16 protein-coding genes and 1 pseudogene are annotated in these 16,371 nt (G+C 73.4%); 10 read left to right on the top strand and 7 right to left on the bottom strand.

Annotated elements, in window-relative coordinates; genetic code table 11:
- Window positions 1-13 precede the first annotated feature (13 nt).
- The 5 genes from ACIQCH_RS35655 to ACIQCH_RS35635 all read right to left on the bottom strand — a co-directional run bounded on the left by ACIQCH_RS35655 (window position 14) and on the right by ACIQCH_RS35635 (window position 4,049).
- Window positions 14-544 (bottom strand): hypothetical protein, encoded by a 531-nt coding sequence (locus ACIQCH_RS35655; RefSeq protein WP_402588011.1) that lies wholly within the window; start codon window positions 542-544, stop codon window positions 14-16.
- 107 nt (window positions 545-651) lie between these two features.
- A complete protein-coding gene (gene msrB / locus ACIQCH_RS35650) occupies window positions 652-1,059 on the bottom strand; it encodes a peptide-methionine (R)-S-oxide reductase MsrB (protein ID WP_402588009.1) in 408 nt (135 codons plus the stop codon).
- A gap of 13 nt (window positions 1,060-1,072) precedes the next feature.
- Entirely contained in the window at window positions 1,073-2,482 is a 1,410-nt protein-coding gene (murC, locus tag ACIQCH_RS35645; protein WP_402588007.1) for a UDP-N-acetylmuramate--L-alanine ligase, read from the bottom strand.
- Window positions 2,483-2,586: 104 nt separating this feature from the next.
- Window positions 2,587-3,054 carry an indole-3-glycerol phosphate synthase gene (locus ACIQCH_RS35640; protein ID WP_402588005.1) on the bottom strand — a complete coding sequence of 156 codons (468 nt, stop codon included), beginning with the start codon at window positions 3,052-3,054 and terminating at the stop codon, window positions 2,587-2,589.
- Between the two features lie 125 nt (window positions 3,055-3,179).
- Window positions 3,180-4,049: a pyrimidine reductase family protein gene (locus ACIQCH_RS35635; RefSeq protein ID WP_402588003.1), complete on the bottom strand. Its 870-nt coding sequence runs from the start codon at window positions 4,047-4,049 to the stop codon at window positions 3,180-3,182.
- A gap of 36 nt (window positions 4,050-4,085) precedes the next feature.
- On the opposite strand from ACIQCH_RS35635, the gene zapE reads away from it, so the two are divergent.
- The 4 genes from zapE to ACIQCH_RS35615 all read left to right on the top strand — a co-directional run bounded on the left by zapE (window position 4,086) and on the right by ACIQCH_RS35615 (window position 8,389).
- On the top strand, window positions 4,086-5,177 hold the full coding sequence (gene zapE / locus ACIQCH_RS35630) for a cell division protein ZapE (protein ID WP_402588001.1): 1,092 nt from the start codon (window positions 4,086-4,088) through the stop codon (window positions 5,175-5,177).
- 80 nt (window positions 5,178-5,257) lie between these two features.
- Entirely contained in the window at window positions 5,258-5,683 is a 426-nt protein-coding gene (locus tag ACIQCH_RS35625; protein WP_402587999.1) for an OsmC family protein, read from the top strand.
- 111 nt (window positions 5,684-5,794) lie between these two features.
- Window positions 5,795-7,279: an alkaline phosphatase PhoX gene (locus ACIQCH_RS35620; RefSeq protein WP_402587997.1), complete on the top strand. Its 1,485-nt coding sequence runs from the start codon at window positions 5,795-5,797 to the stop codon at window positions 7,277-7,279.
- A gap of 135 nt (window positions 7,280-7,414) precedes the next feature.
- The gene (locus ACIQCH_RS35615) at window positions 7,415-8,389 is read left to right on the top strand and encodes a polysaccharide deacetylase family protein (protein ID WP_402587995.1); all 975 of its coding nucleotides are present in this window, start codon (window positions 7,415-7,417) and stop codon (window positions 8,387-8,389) included.
- A gap of 61 nt (window positions 8,390-8,450) precedes the next feature.
- Here ACIQCH_RS35615 and ACIQCH_RS35610 read toward each other — a convergent pair whose 3' ends face one another.
- Window positions 8,451-9,128 carry an AIM24 family protein gene (locus ACIQCH_RS35610; RefSeq protein WP_402587993.1) on the bottom strand — a complete coding sequence of 226 codons (678 nt, stop codon included), beginning with the start codon at window positions 9,126-9,128 and terminating at the stop codon, window positions 8,451-8,453.
- Between the two features lie 85 nt (window positions 9,129-9,213).
- On the opposite strand from ACIQCH_RS35610, the gene ACIQCH_RS35605 reads away from it, so the two are divergent.
- The 3 genes and pseudogenes from ACIQCH_RS35605 to ACIQCH_RS35595 all read left to right on the top strand — a co-directional run.
- Entirely contained in the window at window positions 9,214-10,005 is a 792-nt protein-coding gene (locus ACIQCH_RS35605; protein ID WP_402587991.1) for a peptidyl-tRNA hydrolase, read from the top strand.
- Between the two features lie 173 nt (window positions 10,006-10,178).
- The gene (locus tag ACIQCH_RS35600; RefSeq protein WP_402587989.1) at window positions 10,179-10,817 is read left to right on the top strand and encodes a flavin reductase family protein; all 639 of its coding nucleotides are present in this window, start codon (window positions 10,179-10,181) and stop codon (window positions 10,815-10,817) included.
- Window positions 10,818-10,950: 133 nt separating this feature from the next.
- Window positions 10,951-11,315, top strand: a pseudogene (locus tag ACIQCH_RS35595) (transposase); the annotation flags it as partial.
- Between the two features lie 186 nt (window positions 11,316-11,501).
- Here the strand turns inward: ACIQCH_RS35595 and ACIQCH_RS35590 are convergent.
- Window positions 11,502-12,038, bottom strand: coding sequence for a hypothetical protein (locus ACIQCH_RS35590; RefSeq protein WP_402587987.1), 537 nt, complete (start codon window positions 12,036-12,038; stop codon window positions 11,502-11,504).
- Between the two features lie 410 nt (window positions 12,039-12,448).
- Here ACIQCH_RS35590 and ACIQCH_RS35585 point away from each other — a divergent pair, with 410 nt between their 5' ends.
- The 3 genes from ACIQCH_RS35585 to ACIQCH_RS35575 all read left to right on the top strand — a co-directional run bounded on the left by ACIQCH_RS35585 (window position 12,449) and on the right by ACIQCH_RS35575 (window position 16,222).
- Entirely contained in the window at window positions 12,449-14,071 is a 1,623-nt protein-coding gene (locus ACIQCH_RS35585; RefSeq protein WP_402588038.1) for a DUF692 domain-containing protein, read from the top strand.
- A complete protein-coding gene (locus ACIQCH_RS35580; RefSeq protein ID WP_402587985.1) occupies window positions 14,068-15,165 on the top strand; it encodes a TIGR04222 domain-containing membrane protein in 1,098 nt (365 codons plus the stop codon). The genes ACIQCH_RS35585 and ACIQCH_RS35580 overlap by 4 nt, the downstream gene beginning before the upstream one ends.
- 79 nt (window positions 15,166-15,244) lie before the next feature.
- A complete protein-coding gene (locus ACIQCH_RS35575) occupies window positions 15,245-16,222 on the top strand; it encodes a TIGR04222 domain-containing membrane protein (RefSeq protein WP_402587983.1) in 978 nt (325 codons plus the stop codon).
- Window positions 16,223-16,371: the final 149 nt, after the last annotated feature.

Genomic DNA, 16,371 nt, shown 5'->3' with positions numbered 1-16,371 from the left:
GGGGCGCGTCGGCTCAGGGCACGCTGAGCGAACCGTGCGCGCCGGGCTCCTTCGGCGCCCAGGTCGGCGCCGCGGCCGCCTCGGCGGGATCGGGTTCGTTCAGGCGCACCCGCCAGCCCCACGCCGGTCCGCCGTCGTTGGTCACCCGCACCACCAGGTCCTTCGTCCGGCCGGTGTCGTGGAAGTACAGCACGACGACCTGCCGCTCCGACCCCTCGTCGTAGAACTCGGCCGTCACCTTGCCCCGCGCGCCCTTCCCGAACGCGGCGATCCAGTTGGCGGCCGTCTTCCCGACGGCGTCCGCGTCGCCGTCGTCGGTCGCGACGGCCGCCAGCCGTTCCGCGTCGCCCTCGCCGAGCGCCCAGACGACCTCCTGGACGACCTGGAGCGACCCTGCGGAGGGGAAGCCGACCACGGCCAGCGGCCGGTGGCCGGCGTAGTCGCCCGCGTACCGCAGCTCGTCGCCACCGGCGGACGCGCAGGCGGTGAGCAGCCCCGCGCCGAGCACGACGGCCACCGCCGCGCCGAGGATCTTCCTTCTCACTGGCCCCCCAGAGGTCGTACGCACGCACACGTCGGCGATCATCATCGCCCCCCGGACACGCCGAAGGCGGCCGCCCCGGGGTCCGGGGGGCCGCCTTCCGCGTCGGCTCAGGCCTCGTCGGGCGTCAGCCGCAGGGAGATCGAGTTGATGCAGTAGCGCTGGTCCGTGGGGGTCGGGTAGCCCTCGCCCTCGAAGACGTGGCCCAGGTGCGAGCCGCAGCGGGCGCAGCGGACCTCGGTGCGGACCATGCCGTGCGAGGTGTCGGCGAGCAGCTCGACCGCTTCGGAGTCCTTCGGGTCGTAGAACGACGGCCAGCCGCAGTGCGACTCGAACTTGGTGTCCGAGCGGAACAGCTCCGCACCGCAGGCGCGGCAGGAGTAGACGCCCTCGGTCTTGGTGTCGGTGTACTCACCGCGGAAGGCCGGCTCGGTGCCGCCCAGGCGCAGCACCTGGTACTCGGACGGGGTGAGCTCGGCCTGCCACTGCTCGTCCGGCTTCTCGACCTCGTACGACATGACGCGTGCTCCCTCAGTTCGACAGGCGGGCAAGGCCCTCGAGAATGACCGGGCCCAGGTCGGTCACGTCGCCCGCGCCCATGGTGAGAACGAGGTCGCCGGGCTTCGCCATTCCCGCGACGATCTCGGGCACCGCGGTCTTGTCGTGCTGGGCGGCGACGTCGGCGCCCGCGGCCCGCGCCGCGTCGATGATGATCTCGCTGGTGACGCCGGGGACCGGGTCCTCGCGGGCCGGGTAGATGTCGAGGACCACGGAGGCGTCGGCGAGCGCGAGGGCCTGGCCCATCTCCTTGCCCAGCTCCTGGGTGCGGGAGAAGAGGTGCGGCTGGAAGACGACCAGGATCCGGGAGTCCCCGGCGGCGCCGCGGATGGCCTCCAGGTCGGCGGTCATCTCGGTGGGGTGGTGCGCGTACGAGTCGATGACCTGCACGCCCGCGGCCTCGCCCTTGAGCTGGAGGCGGCGCTTGACGCCGGTGTACTTGCCCAGCGCGGCGGCCAGGTCGTCGGCGGGGACACCCAGGGCCACGCCGGCGGCGAGGGCCGCGACGGCGTTGTGCGCGTAGTGGCGGCCGGGCACGGAGACGGTGAAGGTCAGCTCCCGCCCGTCGAGCAGGACGGTGACCTCGCTGGTCAGGCCGCGCGGGACGACGCGGGTGACGCGGACGTCGGCGCCCTCGGCCTCGCCGTAGGTGACCACGTTCAGGCCGGCGCGCGCGCCGACGCGGGCGGTCAGCTCGACGGCGCCCTCCTGGTCGGCGGAGACGACCAGGGTGCCGCCCTCGACGACCTTGCCGACGAAGGTCTCGAAGGACTCGTGGATCTCGTCCATCGACGCGTAGTTCGCGTGGTGGTCGAGCTCGGCGTTGAGGACGATCGCGACCTCGGGCGCGTACTTGTGGAAGCTGCGGTCGCTCTCGTCCGCCTCCGCCACGAAGATCTCGCCGGTGCCGTGGTGGGCGTTGGAGCCGGGCGCGTCGAGGTCGCCGCCGATCGCGTAGGAGGGGTCCAGGCCCAGGGCACCGAGCGAGACGGCCAGCATCGAGGTGGTGGTGGTCTTGCCGTGGGTGCCCGCGACCGCGATCGGGCGCAGGCCGTCCATGAGGGAGGCGAGCGCGTCGGAGCGGTGCACGACGGGGATGCCGAGCTCGGCGGCGCGGGCCAGCTCGGGGTTGTCGGCGCGGATGGCGCTGGAGACGACGACGCAGCTCGCGTCCTCGGCGAGGTGACCGGCGGCGTGGCCGATGTGGACCGTGGCGCCCTGGGCGCGCAGGGCCCCGGCGGTCCCGGACTCACGGGCGTCGCTGCCGGCCACCCGGGCGCCGCGCTGGGCGAGGATCTTCGCGATGCCGGACATCCCGGCGCCGCCGATGCCGATGAAGTGGGGCCGTTCCATGGCGGTCGGCAGGCCGGGCGACGGCGTCATACGGGATCTCCCCAGGTGCGGTGCGATACGTGCGGGTACGAGGCTACGCGCGGACGGCCGGTCCGTGCGTACGGCGGTGGGGGCGCTGGGCGCCGTCGGTCAGCTTATTCGTTGTGGGCGAAGAGCTTCAGCACCGGAACTCCGACCTTGTGCCGGGCGCGGGACGCCCAGTCCCGGTGGAAGAACTCCTCGACGAAGTGCGGGGCGGTCAGGACGATCACCTCGTCGGCCCCGCTCTCCTCCACCACGGTCTTCAGTTTGTCCAGCGGATGATTCTCGACGATCTGCCCGACGGCGGTGCCGCCCTTGGCCCGCAGCGCGTTCAGCGAGTGCTCGAGGGCCTTCTCGGCCGGGCCGCGGGCGTCGTCGCCCTCGGGCTCGTCGCCCTCCCGGATGGCCTCGGGGATCTCCCCGAGGGCCACGTCGTCGATGGCGCGCAGGAGCCGGTCCTGGTCGCCCCGGGGCTGCATGAGCACGATGAAGGAGACCTTGTCGTCTCCGTGCAGGGTCGTGACGAAGTCCACGTCTACGGGTGTCAGAGGCTTCTCGATCATCAAAACGCTCGTGAACACGGACGCCCTCTCCTTCATGGGCCGCGCGGCCCCTGCGGAAACCATCCTGCCCCGCTCTGCCACGGGGCCTGCGCAGGTAAGTGTGCCCAGTGGACGCTAAGCGGAACGATAAATTCCGGTAGGTGTCAGATCCGACGGTAGCGGGTGAAAAGGAACCCGGCCTCCTCCAGTACGGAGGCCAGCGCGAGCCGGGCCGGCACCGCGATCCCGGGCCCCCCGGCGATCCGCTGGGCGTCGCCCGCGGTGAGCGTCGGGGAGACGGTCAGGCAGAGCTCGTCGAGCACCCCGGCGGCGATGAACTGGCCCAGCATCCGGGGCCCGCCCTCGGTGAGCTGGCGGCGCAGCCCGCGCTCGGCGAGCGCGGCGACCGCGCGGGCCGGGTCCACGGCCGCCCCGTCGCCGGCGAACAGCACCTCCGCACCGGCCCCGCGGGCCGCGGCCACCCGGTCGGTGGCCGCGCCGGCGCCGGTGAGCACCAGGGTGGGGACCAGGGGCGAGGTGAACAGCGGCAGGGAGAAGTCCAGGTCCAGGCTCGCGGTGATCACCGCGATGACGGGGGCCGGTCCCTGGCCCGCGGCCGCCCGGCGGTCGGCGAAGGCCTCCCGGGCGCGGGCGGGGCGGTAGCCCTCGAGACGAACCGTTTCCGCGCCGACCACGACCACGTCGGCCAGCGCCCGCAGGGTGCCGAAGATCCGCATGTCGGTGTCGGAGGAGATCGGCTGGGAGCGCCCGTCGTGCTGGGCGGCCCCGTCGAGGGTGGACACCATGTTGGCCCGCAGCCAGTGGCCGGGAGCGCCGGCGGCGGCTCCTTCCACGGCCCCGCCACCGGCCGCGGTACCGGCCTCGACGCCGCCCTCGACACCGGCCGCGAGCGCCGGGTACGCGTACGCGTCGGCCAGCTCGTCGAACCCCCATTCCCGGTCCGCGGTCTCGTCGGGCCCGCCGGGGCGGCCGGGCCGGGCTGTCTGATCGGTCACAGGGAACAGGCGTCGCATGGGGTGAGTGTGGCACGACGCGTAGAGTTGAGGGCTGTGTCAACGTCCCTCTCCGCGACCGGGCGGAGCCAGATAGCCGAGGCGGGCCCGCTCTCCCTGTGCGCCCGCGAACCGCACGTCCCCGCCGAGCGGCTGGTCGCCGAGATGGTGCCGCCCCCGCGCTTCGACTCCGTGCGGTTCTCCACGTACGACCCCGATCCCGGCCAGCCCAGCCAGGCCGAGGCCGTCACCGTGCTGAGCGGCTTCGCCGGGACCCTCGGCGGCGCCCACGCCAGCGGCGCCGGCAAGAAGCGGTGGTTCTCGCGCAAGCCGGCGGCCCCCGTCGGGCCGCGCGGCGTCTACCTCGACGGCGGCTACGGCGTCGGCAAGACGCACCTGCTGGCCTCCCTGTGGCACGCCACCCCGGCCGCGCCGGAGTACAAGGCCTTCGGCACCTTCGTGGAGCTGACGAACCTGGTCGGCGCCCTCGGCTTCCAGCAGACCGTCCGCACCCTGGGCGACCACCGGCTCCTGTGCATCGACGAGTTCGAGCTGGACGACCCGGGCGACACGGTCCTGGTCTCCACGCTGCTCGGCAAGCTCGTCGAGGCGGGCGTGGCGCTCGCCGCCACCTCGAACACCCTGCCGGGCAAGCTCGGCGAGGGCCGCTTCGCAGCCGCCGACTTCCTGCGGGAGATACAGGGGCTGTCGGCGCACTTCAAGCCGCTGCGCATCGACGGCCAGGACTACCGGCACCGCGGTCTGCCCGAGGCTCCCGCGCCGTTCTCGGACGAGCAGGTCGCCAAGACCGCGTACGCGACGCCCGGCGCGAGCCTGGACGACTTCCCGAACCTGCTCGAACACCTGGCCAGGGTTCACCCGAGCCGGTACGGCGCGCTCACCGACGACGTCACCGCGGTCTGCCTCACCGACGTGGGCCCGGTGCCCGACCAGTCGACCGCGCTGCGCCTGGTCGTGCTCGCGGACCGGCTCTACGACCGCGAAATCCCGGTCCTCGCCTCCGGCGTGCCCTTCGACCGCATCTTCGGCGAAGAGATGTTGAACGGCGGGTACCGCAAGAAGTACTTCCGCGCCATATCCCGGCTCACGGCCCTGGCGCGCGACGCGAAGGGCCTGGTGTCCCAGTAGGTTGGGCACGGCCGGGGCCGAACGGTCCCGGCCGGCCCGCCGCTTACCGCGGGGGTCCGGACCGCCAGAAGGGACGCACCATGGCCACCACGCGGCACGCACACACCGTCTGGGAAGGCAACCTGCTGAAGGGCTCGGGCAAGGTGACGCTCGACTCCTCCGGCATCGGCACGTACGACGTCTCGTGGCCGGCGCGCTCCGAGGAGCCGAACGGCAAGACCAGCCCCGAGGAGCTGATCGCCGCCGCCCACTCCAGCTGCTTCTCGATGGCCCTCTCCCACGCCCTGGCGGGCAAGGACACCCCGCCCACCCGGCTCACCACCAGTGCGGCCGTCACCTTCCAGCCCGGCACCGGCATCACCGGCATCCACCTGACGGTGGAGGGCGAGGTGCCCGGCATCGACGCGGAGGGCTTCCAGGCCGCGGCCGAGGACGCGAAGAAGAACTGCCCGGTCAGCCAGGCGCTCACCGGTACGACGATCACGCTCGAGGCGAAGCTCGCCTGACCCCTTCGGGGTCGACTTCCGGAGCCGGGTGGCCCGCATCAGCCACCGCGCGCGGTGCGCGTGGTACCACATGCGGGTCACTTCTCCCCTCCGCACACCGGGAGTTGCCCCGTGGAAGCGACCCGACGTCAGATCCTCGCCGGTGCGGGGGCGATCGCCTTCACCGGAGCCGTCGCCGACCTCCTCGGCACCGCCGCCGCTTCGGCCGCCACCGGTCCCGCCGCCACCGCTTCGGCCGCCGCCGCTTCGACCCCCACCCCTTCGGCCTCGCCCCGGGCCGGCGCGTCCCGGAGCCGCCCCGCGGGCCCGACCGTACCGCCGGGCCACGCCGGCTACGGCCCGCTCGTCCCGGACCCGCACGGACTCCTCGACCTGCCGGCGGGCTTCCGCTACGACGTGCTGTCCCGGACGGGCACCCCCATGCGCTCCGGAGAGGGCCCGGTGCCCTCGAACTGCGACGGCATGGGCGCGTTCACCGGTCCCGACGGCCGGCTGCGCCTGGTGCGCAACCACGAGAACAAGGCCACCGCCGAGTTCCCCGTGCCCCACGTCGACGGCCTGGTGTACGACCGCGGCGGCCGGGGCGGCTGCACCGTGCTCGAACCCGACGGCCGCGGGGGCCTGGCCGCCGAGCGGGTCGGCATCGCGGGTACGGCGTACAACTGCGCGGGCGGCCCGACCCCGTGGGGCACCTGGCTGACCTGCGAGGAGACCGAGGACCTGGCCGGCACCACCGGCTACGAGAAGGACCACGGCTTCGTCTTCGAGGTCGACCCGGTCGACCCGCACCGCACGGGAGCCCATCCGCTCACCGCCCTCGGCCGCTTCCAGCACGAGGCCGTCGCCGTCGACCCGCGCACCGGCGTCGTGTACGAGACCGAGGACGCCTGGGTCGAGCCCTTCGGGCTCTTCTACCGCTTCCTGCCGTACCGCCCGCTCGGCGGCACCGGCTCGCTGCGCGCCGGCGGGCTGCTGGAGGCGATGCGGGTGCCGGGGGTGCCCGACCTGTCGGTGGTGCAGGAGCCGGGAACGGTCTTCGAGCGCGTCGAGTGGGTGCCCGTGCCCGACCCGTCGGCCCGCCGGACGCCCGTACGGCTGCAGGACTTCGGCCGCCGGGGCATCACCCACGCCCAGAAGCTCGAGGGCTGCTACTGGGGCGGCTCGCGCGTCTTCTTCGTCTCCAGCTTCGCGCGCCGCCGCGAGGGGTCCGCGGCCGACCACTTCGGCCAGGTGTGGGCGTACGAGCCGGACCGCCGGCGGCTGACCCTGCTGGTGGTCTTCGGCCCAGCCACCGACCCGGCGCTGCCCGGGGAGTCCCCCGACAACATCTGCCTGGCGCCGGGCGGCGGGCTGATGGTGTGCGAGGACGGGGGCGGCGAACAGTACGTCTTCGGACTGGCGCCGGGCGGGGACGTGTACCCGGTCGCCCGCGGCCGCCAGGCCCTGGCACCGGCCGCCGGCGCGGCGGGCGGATCCGCCGGGCAGCCGGAGTACGGCGAGTTCGCGGGCGTCACCTTCGCGCCGGACGGGTCGGTCGTGTTCGTCAACTGCTACACCCCGGGCACCACGTTCGCGGTCACCGGCCCCTGGCGCTGACCCCGGCCCGGCGGGCGGCCCGGGCGGGTGGCCGGAGCCCGGACGGACGGGCGCCGTACCGCCCCGCGGACGGCACCGCGCCGTCGGCGAGTGCCGTAAGCGTCCGATCGCCACATAGTCATATATTTTGCCTGGGTGACCTTCTCCGTACGAAGAGTCGCGGCCGCGGCCGCGCTCACCGCTGCCCTCGGCACGGTCCTGACCGGCTGCGGGGGCGGCTCCGCCGCCGGTTCGGCGGCCCTCGGCTCCCGGCACGGCGGGACCGCCGGCCCGGCCGGTCCGGCCGCCTCCGCCTCCGCCTCCGCCTCCCCGACCGCTCCGGCCGCCGCGTCGCCTTCCCCCTCGGGAGGCGGCTCCGGTGCCGGTGCCGGGCTCGCCGTCCGGCCCGGATCCGGCACCGGACGTCTGTCCGTACCCACCCTGGCACCCGGGCCCGGCGGTCTGACCTCGGTGTTCGAGCGGGCCCGGAACAGCACCGACAAGGTCGTCGCACTCACCTTCGACGCCGACATGACGGCCGATCAGGGACCGCGCGCGGCCGGTGGCGAGCGCTTCGACAACCCGCAGCTGATCGCCACCCTGCGGCGGCTGAAGGTGCCGTCGACGGTCTTCATGACCGGCCGCTGGGCCGAGGAGTACCCCGACCAGGCGGGGTCCATCGGCACCGACCCGATGTTCGAGATCGCCAACCACTCGTACAGCCACTACGCGTTCAAGGAGCCCTGCTACGGGCTGCCCGCCCTCGACGCGGCCGCCGCGCGGGCCGACGTGGACCGGGCCTTCGAGGCCTTCCGCAAGGCGGGCGCGCGCGAGGTCGTCCCGTACTTCCGCTTCCCCGGCGGTTGCTACGACGACGACGCGCTGCGCGCCCTGTCCACCGCGAACGTCACGGCGGTGCAGTGGGACGTGGTGAGCGGCGACGCCTTCGCCAAGGACCCGGACGCGGTGGCCCAGGAGGTGCTCGACGGCGTGAAGCCGGGCTCCGTGGTGGTCATGCACTGCACCCGCAGCGCGGCGCCGGTCACCGAGACGGCCGTCCGGCGGATCGTCCCCGAGCTGCGCAGGCGCGGCTACCGGTTCGTCAAGGTCTCGGAGCTCATGGGCAAGTGACCGCTTCCCCCGGGGCAGTGGTCACGACCTGCGCCCCGGGGGTCGGATCCCGCGGACCGGCTCAGTGGCCGGCCTTGATCACCGGCACGTGCTCGCTCGGGCGGACGATGACGAAGCCCTCGCCCTGGAGCATCAGCTGCACGGCCTCGCCGGAGCCGCCGCGCAGCATCGAGCCGACGGACTGCGAGCGGTGCAGCGACGTGTCGAGGTGCGCGCTCCAGCCGACCACCGCGTCGGTGTCGACGTACACGGGGTATTGCGGCGAGACCGGTATGACGATCGGGTTGCCCTCGCAGATCACGGCCAGCTTGCCGTGGCCCGTGAAGAGGCTGTTGAACAGCCCGCCGCCGGTCATGCCGGCGCCCTTCACCATCTTGATCTCGTACGACAGCGTGGGGTCGAAGCACAGGACGTTGCGGCCGTTGATGGTCAGCGCGTCGCCCTGCTCGATCTCGACGATGAAGCAGTTGGCCGCCTCGTGCGCGAACCAGGCCTCGCCCTGACCTCGGACGGACATCAGGGCCAGGCCCTCGCCGGTGACGGCGCGCTTGAGCATGCCGCCGATGCCCTGGCCCTTGCGCTCGAACTGCAGGTTGCCGCGGAAGGCGATCATGGAGCCCTGTCGGGCCAGCATCTCCCCGTTGACGGCGTACTTGACGGACTTGGCGTTCTGCAGGCTCATGCCGGGTGCGGTGGCCTGCTGCGCCATGTTCTCTGAGGCAAAGAGATCGCTCTTCATGCGGCTGATCTTCGCCCGTCCGGGGGAACCGGGACAACAGCCGGTGTGTCACAGGCTCGCAATACCGCCTGGCAGACTGGGTGGGATGAGCAGCAGCGACCACGACCGCCCCGAGAGCACCACCCACCCCACCGCGACGCCCGCCGCGACGCCCGCCGCGACGTCCGCCGTCGGCGCCGACAGCCCGTTCCGGCCGGCCTCGGCCCGGGACGACGCACCCCAGTACGTCCTGCCGTTGGTGGTGCGCATCGAGAAGGCCGGCCCCCCGGCCCGTACCGACGCCCTGGAGACGGCGGCGCGCGCGGTGCTCGTCCTGCTCTCGGACGAGCGGGCGCTCGGCGACGGCGAGTGGGCCGCGACGGTGCGCGCCTGGCAGGACGCCCGGATCCGCAAGGTCGTGCGGCGGGCCCGCGGCGCGGAGTGGCGCAAGGCGGCGACGCTGCCGGGCCTCACGGTGCACGGCGACGCGGCAGAGGTGCGGGTCTTCCCGCCGGTGCCGCTGGACGGCTGGCCCAAGGAGCTGGCCAAGCTCCAGGTCTCGGGCACCGAACTCGACGACCCGGACCCGGTCGGGTCCCCCGGCGACGGCGTTCCGGTGCTGTGGCTGAGCCCGGAGCTGGAGATGTCGGCCGGCAAGGCGATGGCCCAGGTCGGGCACGGCGCCCAGCTGGCCTGGTGGGCCCTCGACGACGCGGCCCGCGCCGCGTGGCGGGCCGCGGACTTCCGCCTCGCCGTCCGCACCGCCACCCCCGACCAGTGGGCCCGCCTGACGACGGACGGTCTGCCGGTCGTCCGTGACGCGGGCTTCACGGAGATCGCCCCGAACAGCGCCACGGTCGTCGCCGACCACCCGGCCCTCTCCGGACGACGCGGCTAGGAGCGTGTCCGAGTAATCAACGCCGGGCCTGTCATCGGGCGGTTGATCCACTCGTCCGAATCGCGATGTCGTATTACCGCCAGCGTTGGCGTCTCGCTCACGAGAGAGTCGGCGACGGTTCGTGTTCCTGATCGCGGACCTGTCCGTCTGGCACTCCGCGAAAGGCACAGCGCATGCATGTCGTCCCCGGGCTCAAGGTCTTGTACTTCGGAACTCCGGTGGTGCTGATCAGCTCACTCAACGAGGACGGCACAGCGAACCTCGCGCCGATGTCCTCAGCGTGGTGGCTGGACCAGTCCTGCATGCTCGGTCTCGGCAACAACGCCCAGACCACCGCGAACCTGCTGCGGGAAGGCGAGTGTGTGCTCAACCTGCCCTCGTCGACGATGGTCGATGCCGTCGACCGGATCGCGCTCACCACCGGGAAGCCGGCCATGCCGGACTACAAGGCGAAGCAGGGCTACCGGTACGAGCCGGACAAGTTCTCGACCGCGCAGCTGACCGAGCAGGCATCGGATCTGGTCCGGCCCCCCAGGGTTGCGGAATGCCCGGTCCAGCTGGAATGCAGGGTCGTCTCGGCCCATCCTTTCGGCGGTCCCGAACCGCATGCCACCGCCATCGAGGTCGAGGTCCTTCGCGCCCATGTCGAGGAAAACCTGGTCATCCCGGGGACGCACTACGTGGACCCGCTCGGCTGGGACCCTCTGATCATGAAGTTCTGCGAGTTCTTCGGCGGGGGACGCAACGTTCACCCGTCGAGACTCGCCGAGGGCTGGAACATGCCCCACCAGCTCCGGTCGACGACCGCCTGAACAGGCATCCGGCGCCCTCGCCCGTATCTCGTGACCATCCATACGAGATGATCACGGCACGCCTGATGGGGCTGGAGTGTTCGAGGTCGGGCCGGTAGGGAAGAAGCGGCCGCAGGGCCCTGCGGCGGCGGTCGGCCTCGAAGCTGCGCGAGAGCGCCAACTGGCCTGCGGCACCGACACCTTCATGGCCACCGGCCGACTAACCCACGACAAGCAGGTCCCGCCCGCACCGCGCGGACGCATACCCAAGGACGCCACACTCAAAGAGCGCATGGCCCGCAAGCTGCGGACCAAGCCCGGCAAGGCCGCCTACAGCCGCCGCAAGGCCATCGCTGAACCCGTCTTCGAACAGGTCATGACCTGCCAGGACGGACGCCAGCTCCTCCTGCGCGGCGAGGACGGTGCCGCGGTGAATGGCGTCTGCTGGCGGCCTCCCACCACCTTCGCGAGATCTTCCGTCACGCCGGGACCGCCGGGCTCGCTGGCCTGACCGGGTAACCAGCCGGGCCTCCCCGGCCACGCCGCGAGCCCCACACCCAGCGGGCAGACCCCGACCGGAGCCCCACAGGCCCCGACAGGGCCTCCACAACCGATCCGCCGACCACACGAAGCCGAGCCGCTTGCTCGTTACTGACCCACGCTCCTGGGAGCCTGTCTTTGGGGCCTGATCCAAAAGACAGGCCCTTAGGCGTCCACGACGCCGTCGGTCGTCGCGACCTGCGGGCCGCGCAACCGGCGGCGCTTGGCGAGGAGGACGGCGGTGCGCGTGAGGACCATGGCCAGGGCCATGAACACGAAGGCGTTCGAGTAAACGTCCTGTCCGCTCAGTTCGTTCTCGATGCTGAACAGGATGACGTCCTGCCCGAACCAGTGCTCGGATCCGTAGGCGAAGAGCACGCGGGAGGCGGACATCAAGGTCCAGACGATCGCGTAGGCGACGCCGCCCCTGGTGTACACGTCACCGTCGGAGCCCCGGTGGGCGGGCAGCAGGGTGGCGGCGATCAGGCCGCAGGCGACTCCCGCACCGACACCGGCCAGTTGGAGCCAGGGGTCGTTCCCGCCGAGGGGGAGCGAGCGGACGAAGAGCACGACCACGATCGCGACCGCGATGATCGAGCGCAGCAGCCGCATGCGGGTGATCCGGCGGGTCCCCAGGTCGGTCGACAGGATGATGACCAGGATCACCCCGCTGGCTGTCAAGGCGGTCAGGAACGGGCTCATTGGGGCAACCCCTCGTTTCGATGAGTACGGGGGCGCGTCGCGGCTCTCCCGGATCTTCCCCTCCCACGTTAGGGAGCAGGAGGGGTGGACCAGGGCAACCGACCGATGGACCGGCTGTCCATCGACCGGTGGACACGGGCGATCGCCGGGTGCCGGCGCGTGGGCGGGTGCGAGGCCGCTCCTGTTGCCGGATGAACCCGTTGCTGCTGGACGACCTGGGCGGGAGGGGGTGCGGCGGTCGGGCCGTGCGGGCGGAATCGTAGACTCCGCAGCCGGTGGTTTGTAGGGACGGCGTAAGGAACCTCAAATGTTCCTCTGAACGTCCCCCTGGCTGGATTGGCGCCCCGTCGCGCGGGCGATGACAGCGTCACAGACCACGGGGATTGCAAGGAGGGGGACGGATGAAGCCCATGGCACGCCTGGGTGTGGGGATCGGCTGGCGGCCGGAGATCGCCGACGCGGTCGAACGGCTGCCGCGGCTCGACTGGGTCGAGGTCGTCGCCGAGAACCTGTGCCCCGGACACCTACCGGACTCACTGCGCCGGCTGCGCGAACGCGGCACGGTCGTCGTCCCGCACGGCGTCTCGCTGGGCCTCGGCGGGGCCGACCGCCCCGACCCGGGCCGACTGGCGGACCTGGCCGAGCGGGCGGTGGCTCTGGAGGCGCCGCTGGTGACGGAGCACATCGCGTTCGTGCGGGCGGGGGGCCCGCTGACCGCTTCGCCGCGACTGGAGGCCGGGCACCTGCTGCCGGTGCCGCGCACCCGGGACGCGCTGGCGGTGCTGTGCGAGAACGTGCGGATCGCGCAGGACGCGCTGCCGGTCCCGCTGGCCCTGGAGAACATCGCGGCCCTGTTCTCGTGGCCGGACGACGAGCTCACCGAGGGCCAGTTCCTGGCCGAGCTGGTCGAGCGCACGGGCGTACGGCTGCTCGTCGACGTCGCCAACCTGCACACGAACCGGGTGAACCGGGCCGAGGACCCCCTGGCCGTGCTCGACGCCCTGCCGCTGGAAGCGCTGGCGTACGTCCACGTGGCGGGTGGGATCGAGCGCGGCGGGGTGTGGCACGACACCCACGCGCACCCGGTGCCGCCGGAGGTGCTGGCGCTGCTCGGCGAACTGCGGGCGCGCGTGGACCCGCCGGGGGTGCTGCTCGAGCGGGACGACGACTTCCCGCCGGAGCCGGAGCTGGCCGCCGAGCTGGCCGCGATCCGCGGCGTCCTGACCGCCGGGGGGGCGCGGGGTGGGGTCCGGCTTCGAGGTGGGGTCCAGTCTCGGGGTGAGGTCGGACGTCGGGGTGAGGTCGGGCAGGAGACGACCGTGGGGCGTGACGTCGAGGGGGACGGGAACCGCGAGGGGGAGGCCGTGCGTGGCCGGGTGGCGGTCGCGCAGACCGCCGTGCTGTCCGCGCTCGTCGCCGGGACCCCCGTGCCCGAGGGCTTCGACGCGCCCCGCATGCGCGTGCAGGCACGGGCCCTTGCCGCCAAGAGGGCCGACGTCGTGGCCAAGGTGGCGCCGGACCTGCCGCGCATCCTCGGCGCGGAAACGTACCGGCAGTCCTTCCTCGGCTACGCGAGGACCCGTCCCATGACGGCCGGCTACCGGCGCGACGCCCTCGACTTCGCCGAGCACCTGCTGCTCACCGACGGGATCGGCGACGGACTCGCGCGGCGGCGGCTCACCGCCTGGTGGCGCGACCGCGCGGGCTCCAAACCGCCCGGCCGGCTCACCCGGCTCGCGCACCGCCTGGTGCCGCCGCCCCGCCCGCGGGGGCGCCGGGCCCGCGCCCACCTCGCGGGCCACACGGGCGGCACCACGGCCGCCATGGCCACCCCGGGCATCGATACGACCCGCCCGGCGACCACTTCGGCCCGCCCGGCCACCGCCACGGCCCGTGCGGCGAACGCCGCCGCGGCGGCGCCGGTGGTCCCGACGGCCCCGATAACCCTGGCGGCCCCGATAGTCCCTTCGGTCGCGGTAGCCCCGACGGCCGCGGCAGCCCCGGCAAGATCAGTAAAGGAGACGGCATCGTGAACTACTTCGCCCTCATCGTCTGGGTCGGAGTCGTCGCCTCCACCCTCGGCCTCGCCGTCGGCGTGTACCGGTCCCGCCGCGCGGGCGGGGCCGGAGCCACCGTGCACGACCTGACCGAGGCGGCCTTCCTCGCCGGCGGTCCGCGCCGGGTCGTGGACACCGCCCTCGTCGCGCTCTGCCAGGACGGCCGCATGATGATCGGCGGCCCCGGCATCGTGCAGGTCCGCTCCGGCGCGCGGGCCGCCGACCCCGTCGAGCGGGCCGTGCTGGCCGCGCACGAGGCGGCTCCCAGCGGCGCCCTGCAGTGGCTGCGGCTCGCCGTCATGCGCGACGCGGCCGTCCAGGAGACCGGGGACGGCCTGGCCGCGCGCGGCCTGCTGTCCGCCCCCGGCGCGGGTGCCGCCCTGCGTCGCTGGGGCTTGATCCAGGCGGTGGTGTGCCTGCTGCTGGTGCCCTCCGCGTTCGTGCTGACGGTCGTCCAGTGGGCGGCCGCGACCGACGAGTACGACTTCGACGTGCCGCTCTTCCTGCTCGCCGTACCCGCGCTGTTCCTCGGCCTGATCGCCGGTCTCGTCCTGCGGGCGGTGGCCGGGCGCCGGGTCACCGCCGCGGGCAAGGCGGCTCTGGCCGCGTACCGCGCGACCCACCTCGCCTCCGCCGACCTCAGCGTGCTGACGGCCCTGCAGGGCCCCCGGGCCCTGCCCGACCCGCTGCTGCGCAGCCAGCTCCTGATGCTCGTCCCCGGTGCCGCCGGCCGGCCGCGGGGCCACGCCGGCTCGTCCTCCTCGCGCGCGCACCGCAGCCACGGCACGCACGATTCCGACAGCGCCTTCGCGACTCCTGTGATGTGGTGCGCGAGCCCCGACACCGGCAGCGGTGGGGGCGGCGGGGACTGGTCGGGCTGCGGCTCGTCCGGGAGCAGTTGCGGGTCGTCGGGCAGCAGTTGCGGGTCGTCGGGTAGCAGTTGCGGGTCCTCGGGTTCCTCCTGCGGCTCGTCCGGCAGCAGTTGTGGCTCCTCGTCGTCCAGTTGTTCGTCGAGCAGCTCGAGTTGTGGCAGTTCTTCCAGTTCGAGCTGCGGAAGCAGCAGTTCCTGATCACGGGACCGTCACGAGCTGCTCACACCTGGGCGCCTTGCGCACTGCGCCGGTCCGCCCGCGGGGTAGAACCGCCCCCATGTTCTGGGTCCTCTTCCTGCTGCCGGCGTGGGCCGGGGCGCTGTTCTCCTGTGGGCGGCTGGTGGCCGCCGCCACGGCGGCGGCCGGCCCGGCCGGGTCCCGCGACTCGCTGTCCGACGGCGGGGAGCTGCCTGATCCCGGTGGGCTGCCTGATCCCGGCCGATTGCCCGACCCCGGAGAACTGAGCCTCTACGAGGCGGCCTACCTGGCCGGGGGCCCGCAACGGGTGGCGGTTCTGACGCTGCTGTCCATGCAGCGCCAGCGACGGCTGCTCCTGGCCCGCACCGGGTGGGCGACCGTGGTCGACCCGGTGGCCCGGGACGAGCTGGAGCGCTGCGTACTGGGGGCGTTCGGGCCGGACGGCCAGTCGCCGGTGGCGGAGATACGCTCGGCCGCGGCCGCGGACACGGCGGTACGGGACCTCGCCCACCGGCTCGGCCGGGCGGGGCTCGCGGTCCCGGAGCGGGAGCGGCTGGGCATGGACGAGGCGGTGCGCGGCGTGAAGGCGGCCAGCGCGCTGATCGCCGTCCTCGGCGCCGCGGCCGTGCTGCTGCCGCAGGCCGGCGAGGACCGGACGCTGATCGGGTGGTGGTTCGCGCTGCCGCTCGTGCTGACGCTGAGCTGTCTGGGCGTGGCCCGCTTCGAGTCGCACCCCTACTCCCCCTGGGCCTCGCCGGCCGGCCAGCGGCTGCTCCTCCGACTCGATGACGAGCGGCGGCGGGACGCGGATGCGGATGCGGATGGGCGGCGGGATGCGGATGGGGGGCGGGGAGGGGCCCGAAGGTTGGGGTGGGGGTGGGGGCTGGGGCGCGGATCTGGTGACGGGTCGGTGGGTGGTGACGGCTTGGGGGCTGGTGACGACCGGGCTTTTCTGGTGGCCGTGGCGGTGCGGGGCCTGGCTGCGGTGAAGGACCCGGATCTCAGGGCCGCTCTGTCCGGTGGGCGCGGGAGCGTGCCTGCCCAGCGGCGGCTGTGATGTGTGTGTGGGGGGGAGTGGCGCCGGGCTGGTGACTCGGGGCCCGCTTCGGGGGGCTCGCTTCGGGGGTGGGTCCCGTGGTGTGTGGGTCCCCTCGGCGCTTGACCCGGTATGGCCTGCAGGCCCTGCGGCAGGCCCACCCCTGGGGC

Source organism: Streptomyces sp. NPDC093225 (assembly GCF_044753805.1).
In the GTDB taxonomy this organism is placed as follows: domain Bacteria; phylum Actinomycetota; class Actinomycetes; order Streptomycetales; family Streptomycetaceae; genus Streptomyces.
Note: the sequence above shows the minus strand (reverse complement) of the source record. Positions and strands in the feature narration are given on the sequence as shown.

Excerpts from the sequence above, each read along its gene's own strand:
- msrB (WP_402588009.1), bottom strand. The coding sequence starts at position 1,059 with ATGTCGTACGAGGTCGAGAAGCCGGACGAGCAGTGGCAGGCCGAGCTC.
- ACIQCH_RS35610 (WP_402587993.1), bottom strand. The coding sequence starts at position 9,128 with ATGAAGAGCGATCTCTTTGCCTCAGAGAACATGGCGCAGCAGGCCACC.
- ACIQCH_RS35605 (WP_402587991.1), top strand. The coding sequence starts at position 9,214 with ATGAGCAGCAGCGACCACGACCGCCCCGAGAGCACCACCCACCCCACC.
- ACIQCH_RS35625 (WP_402587999.1), top strand. The coding sequence starts at position 5,258 with ATGGCCACCACGCGGCACGCACACACCGTCTGGGAAGGCAACCTGCTG.
- ACIQCH_RS35635 (WP_402588003.1), bottom strand. The coding sequence starts at position 4,049 with ATGCGACGCCTGTTCCCTGTGACCGATCAGACAGCCCGGCCCGGCCGC.
- murC (WP_402588007.1), bottom strand. The coding sequence starts at position 2,482 with ATGACGCCGTCGCCCGGCCTGCCGACCGCCATGGAACGGCCCCACTTC.
- ACIQCH_RS35585 (WP_402588038.1), top strand. The coding sequence starts at position 12,449 with ATGGCACGCCTGGGTGTGGGGATCGGCTGGCGGCCGGAGATCGCCGAC.
- ACIQCH_RS35575 (WP_402587983.1), top strand. The coding sequence starts at position 15,245 with ATGTTCTGGGTCCTCTTCCTGCTGCCGGCGTGGGCCGGGGCGCTGTTC.
- ACIQCH_RS35590 (WP_402587987.1), bottom strand. The coding sequence starts at position 12,038 with ATGAGCCCGTTCCTGACCGCCTTGACAGCCAGCGGGGTGATCCTGGTC.
- ACIQCH_RS35600 (WP_402587989.1), top strand. The coding sequence starts at position 10,179 with ATGCATGTCGTCCCCGGGCTCAAGGTCTTGTACTTCGGAACTCCGGTG.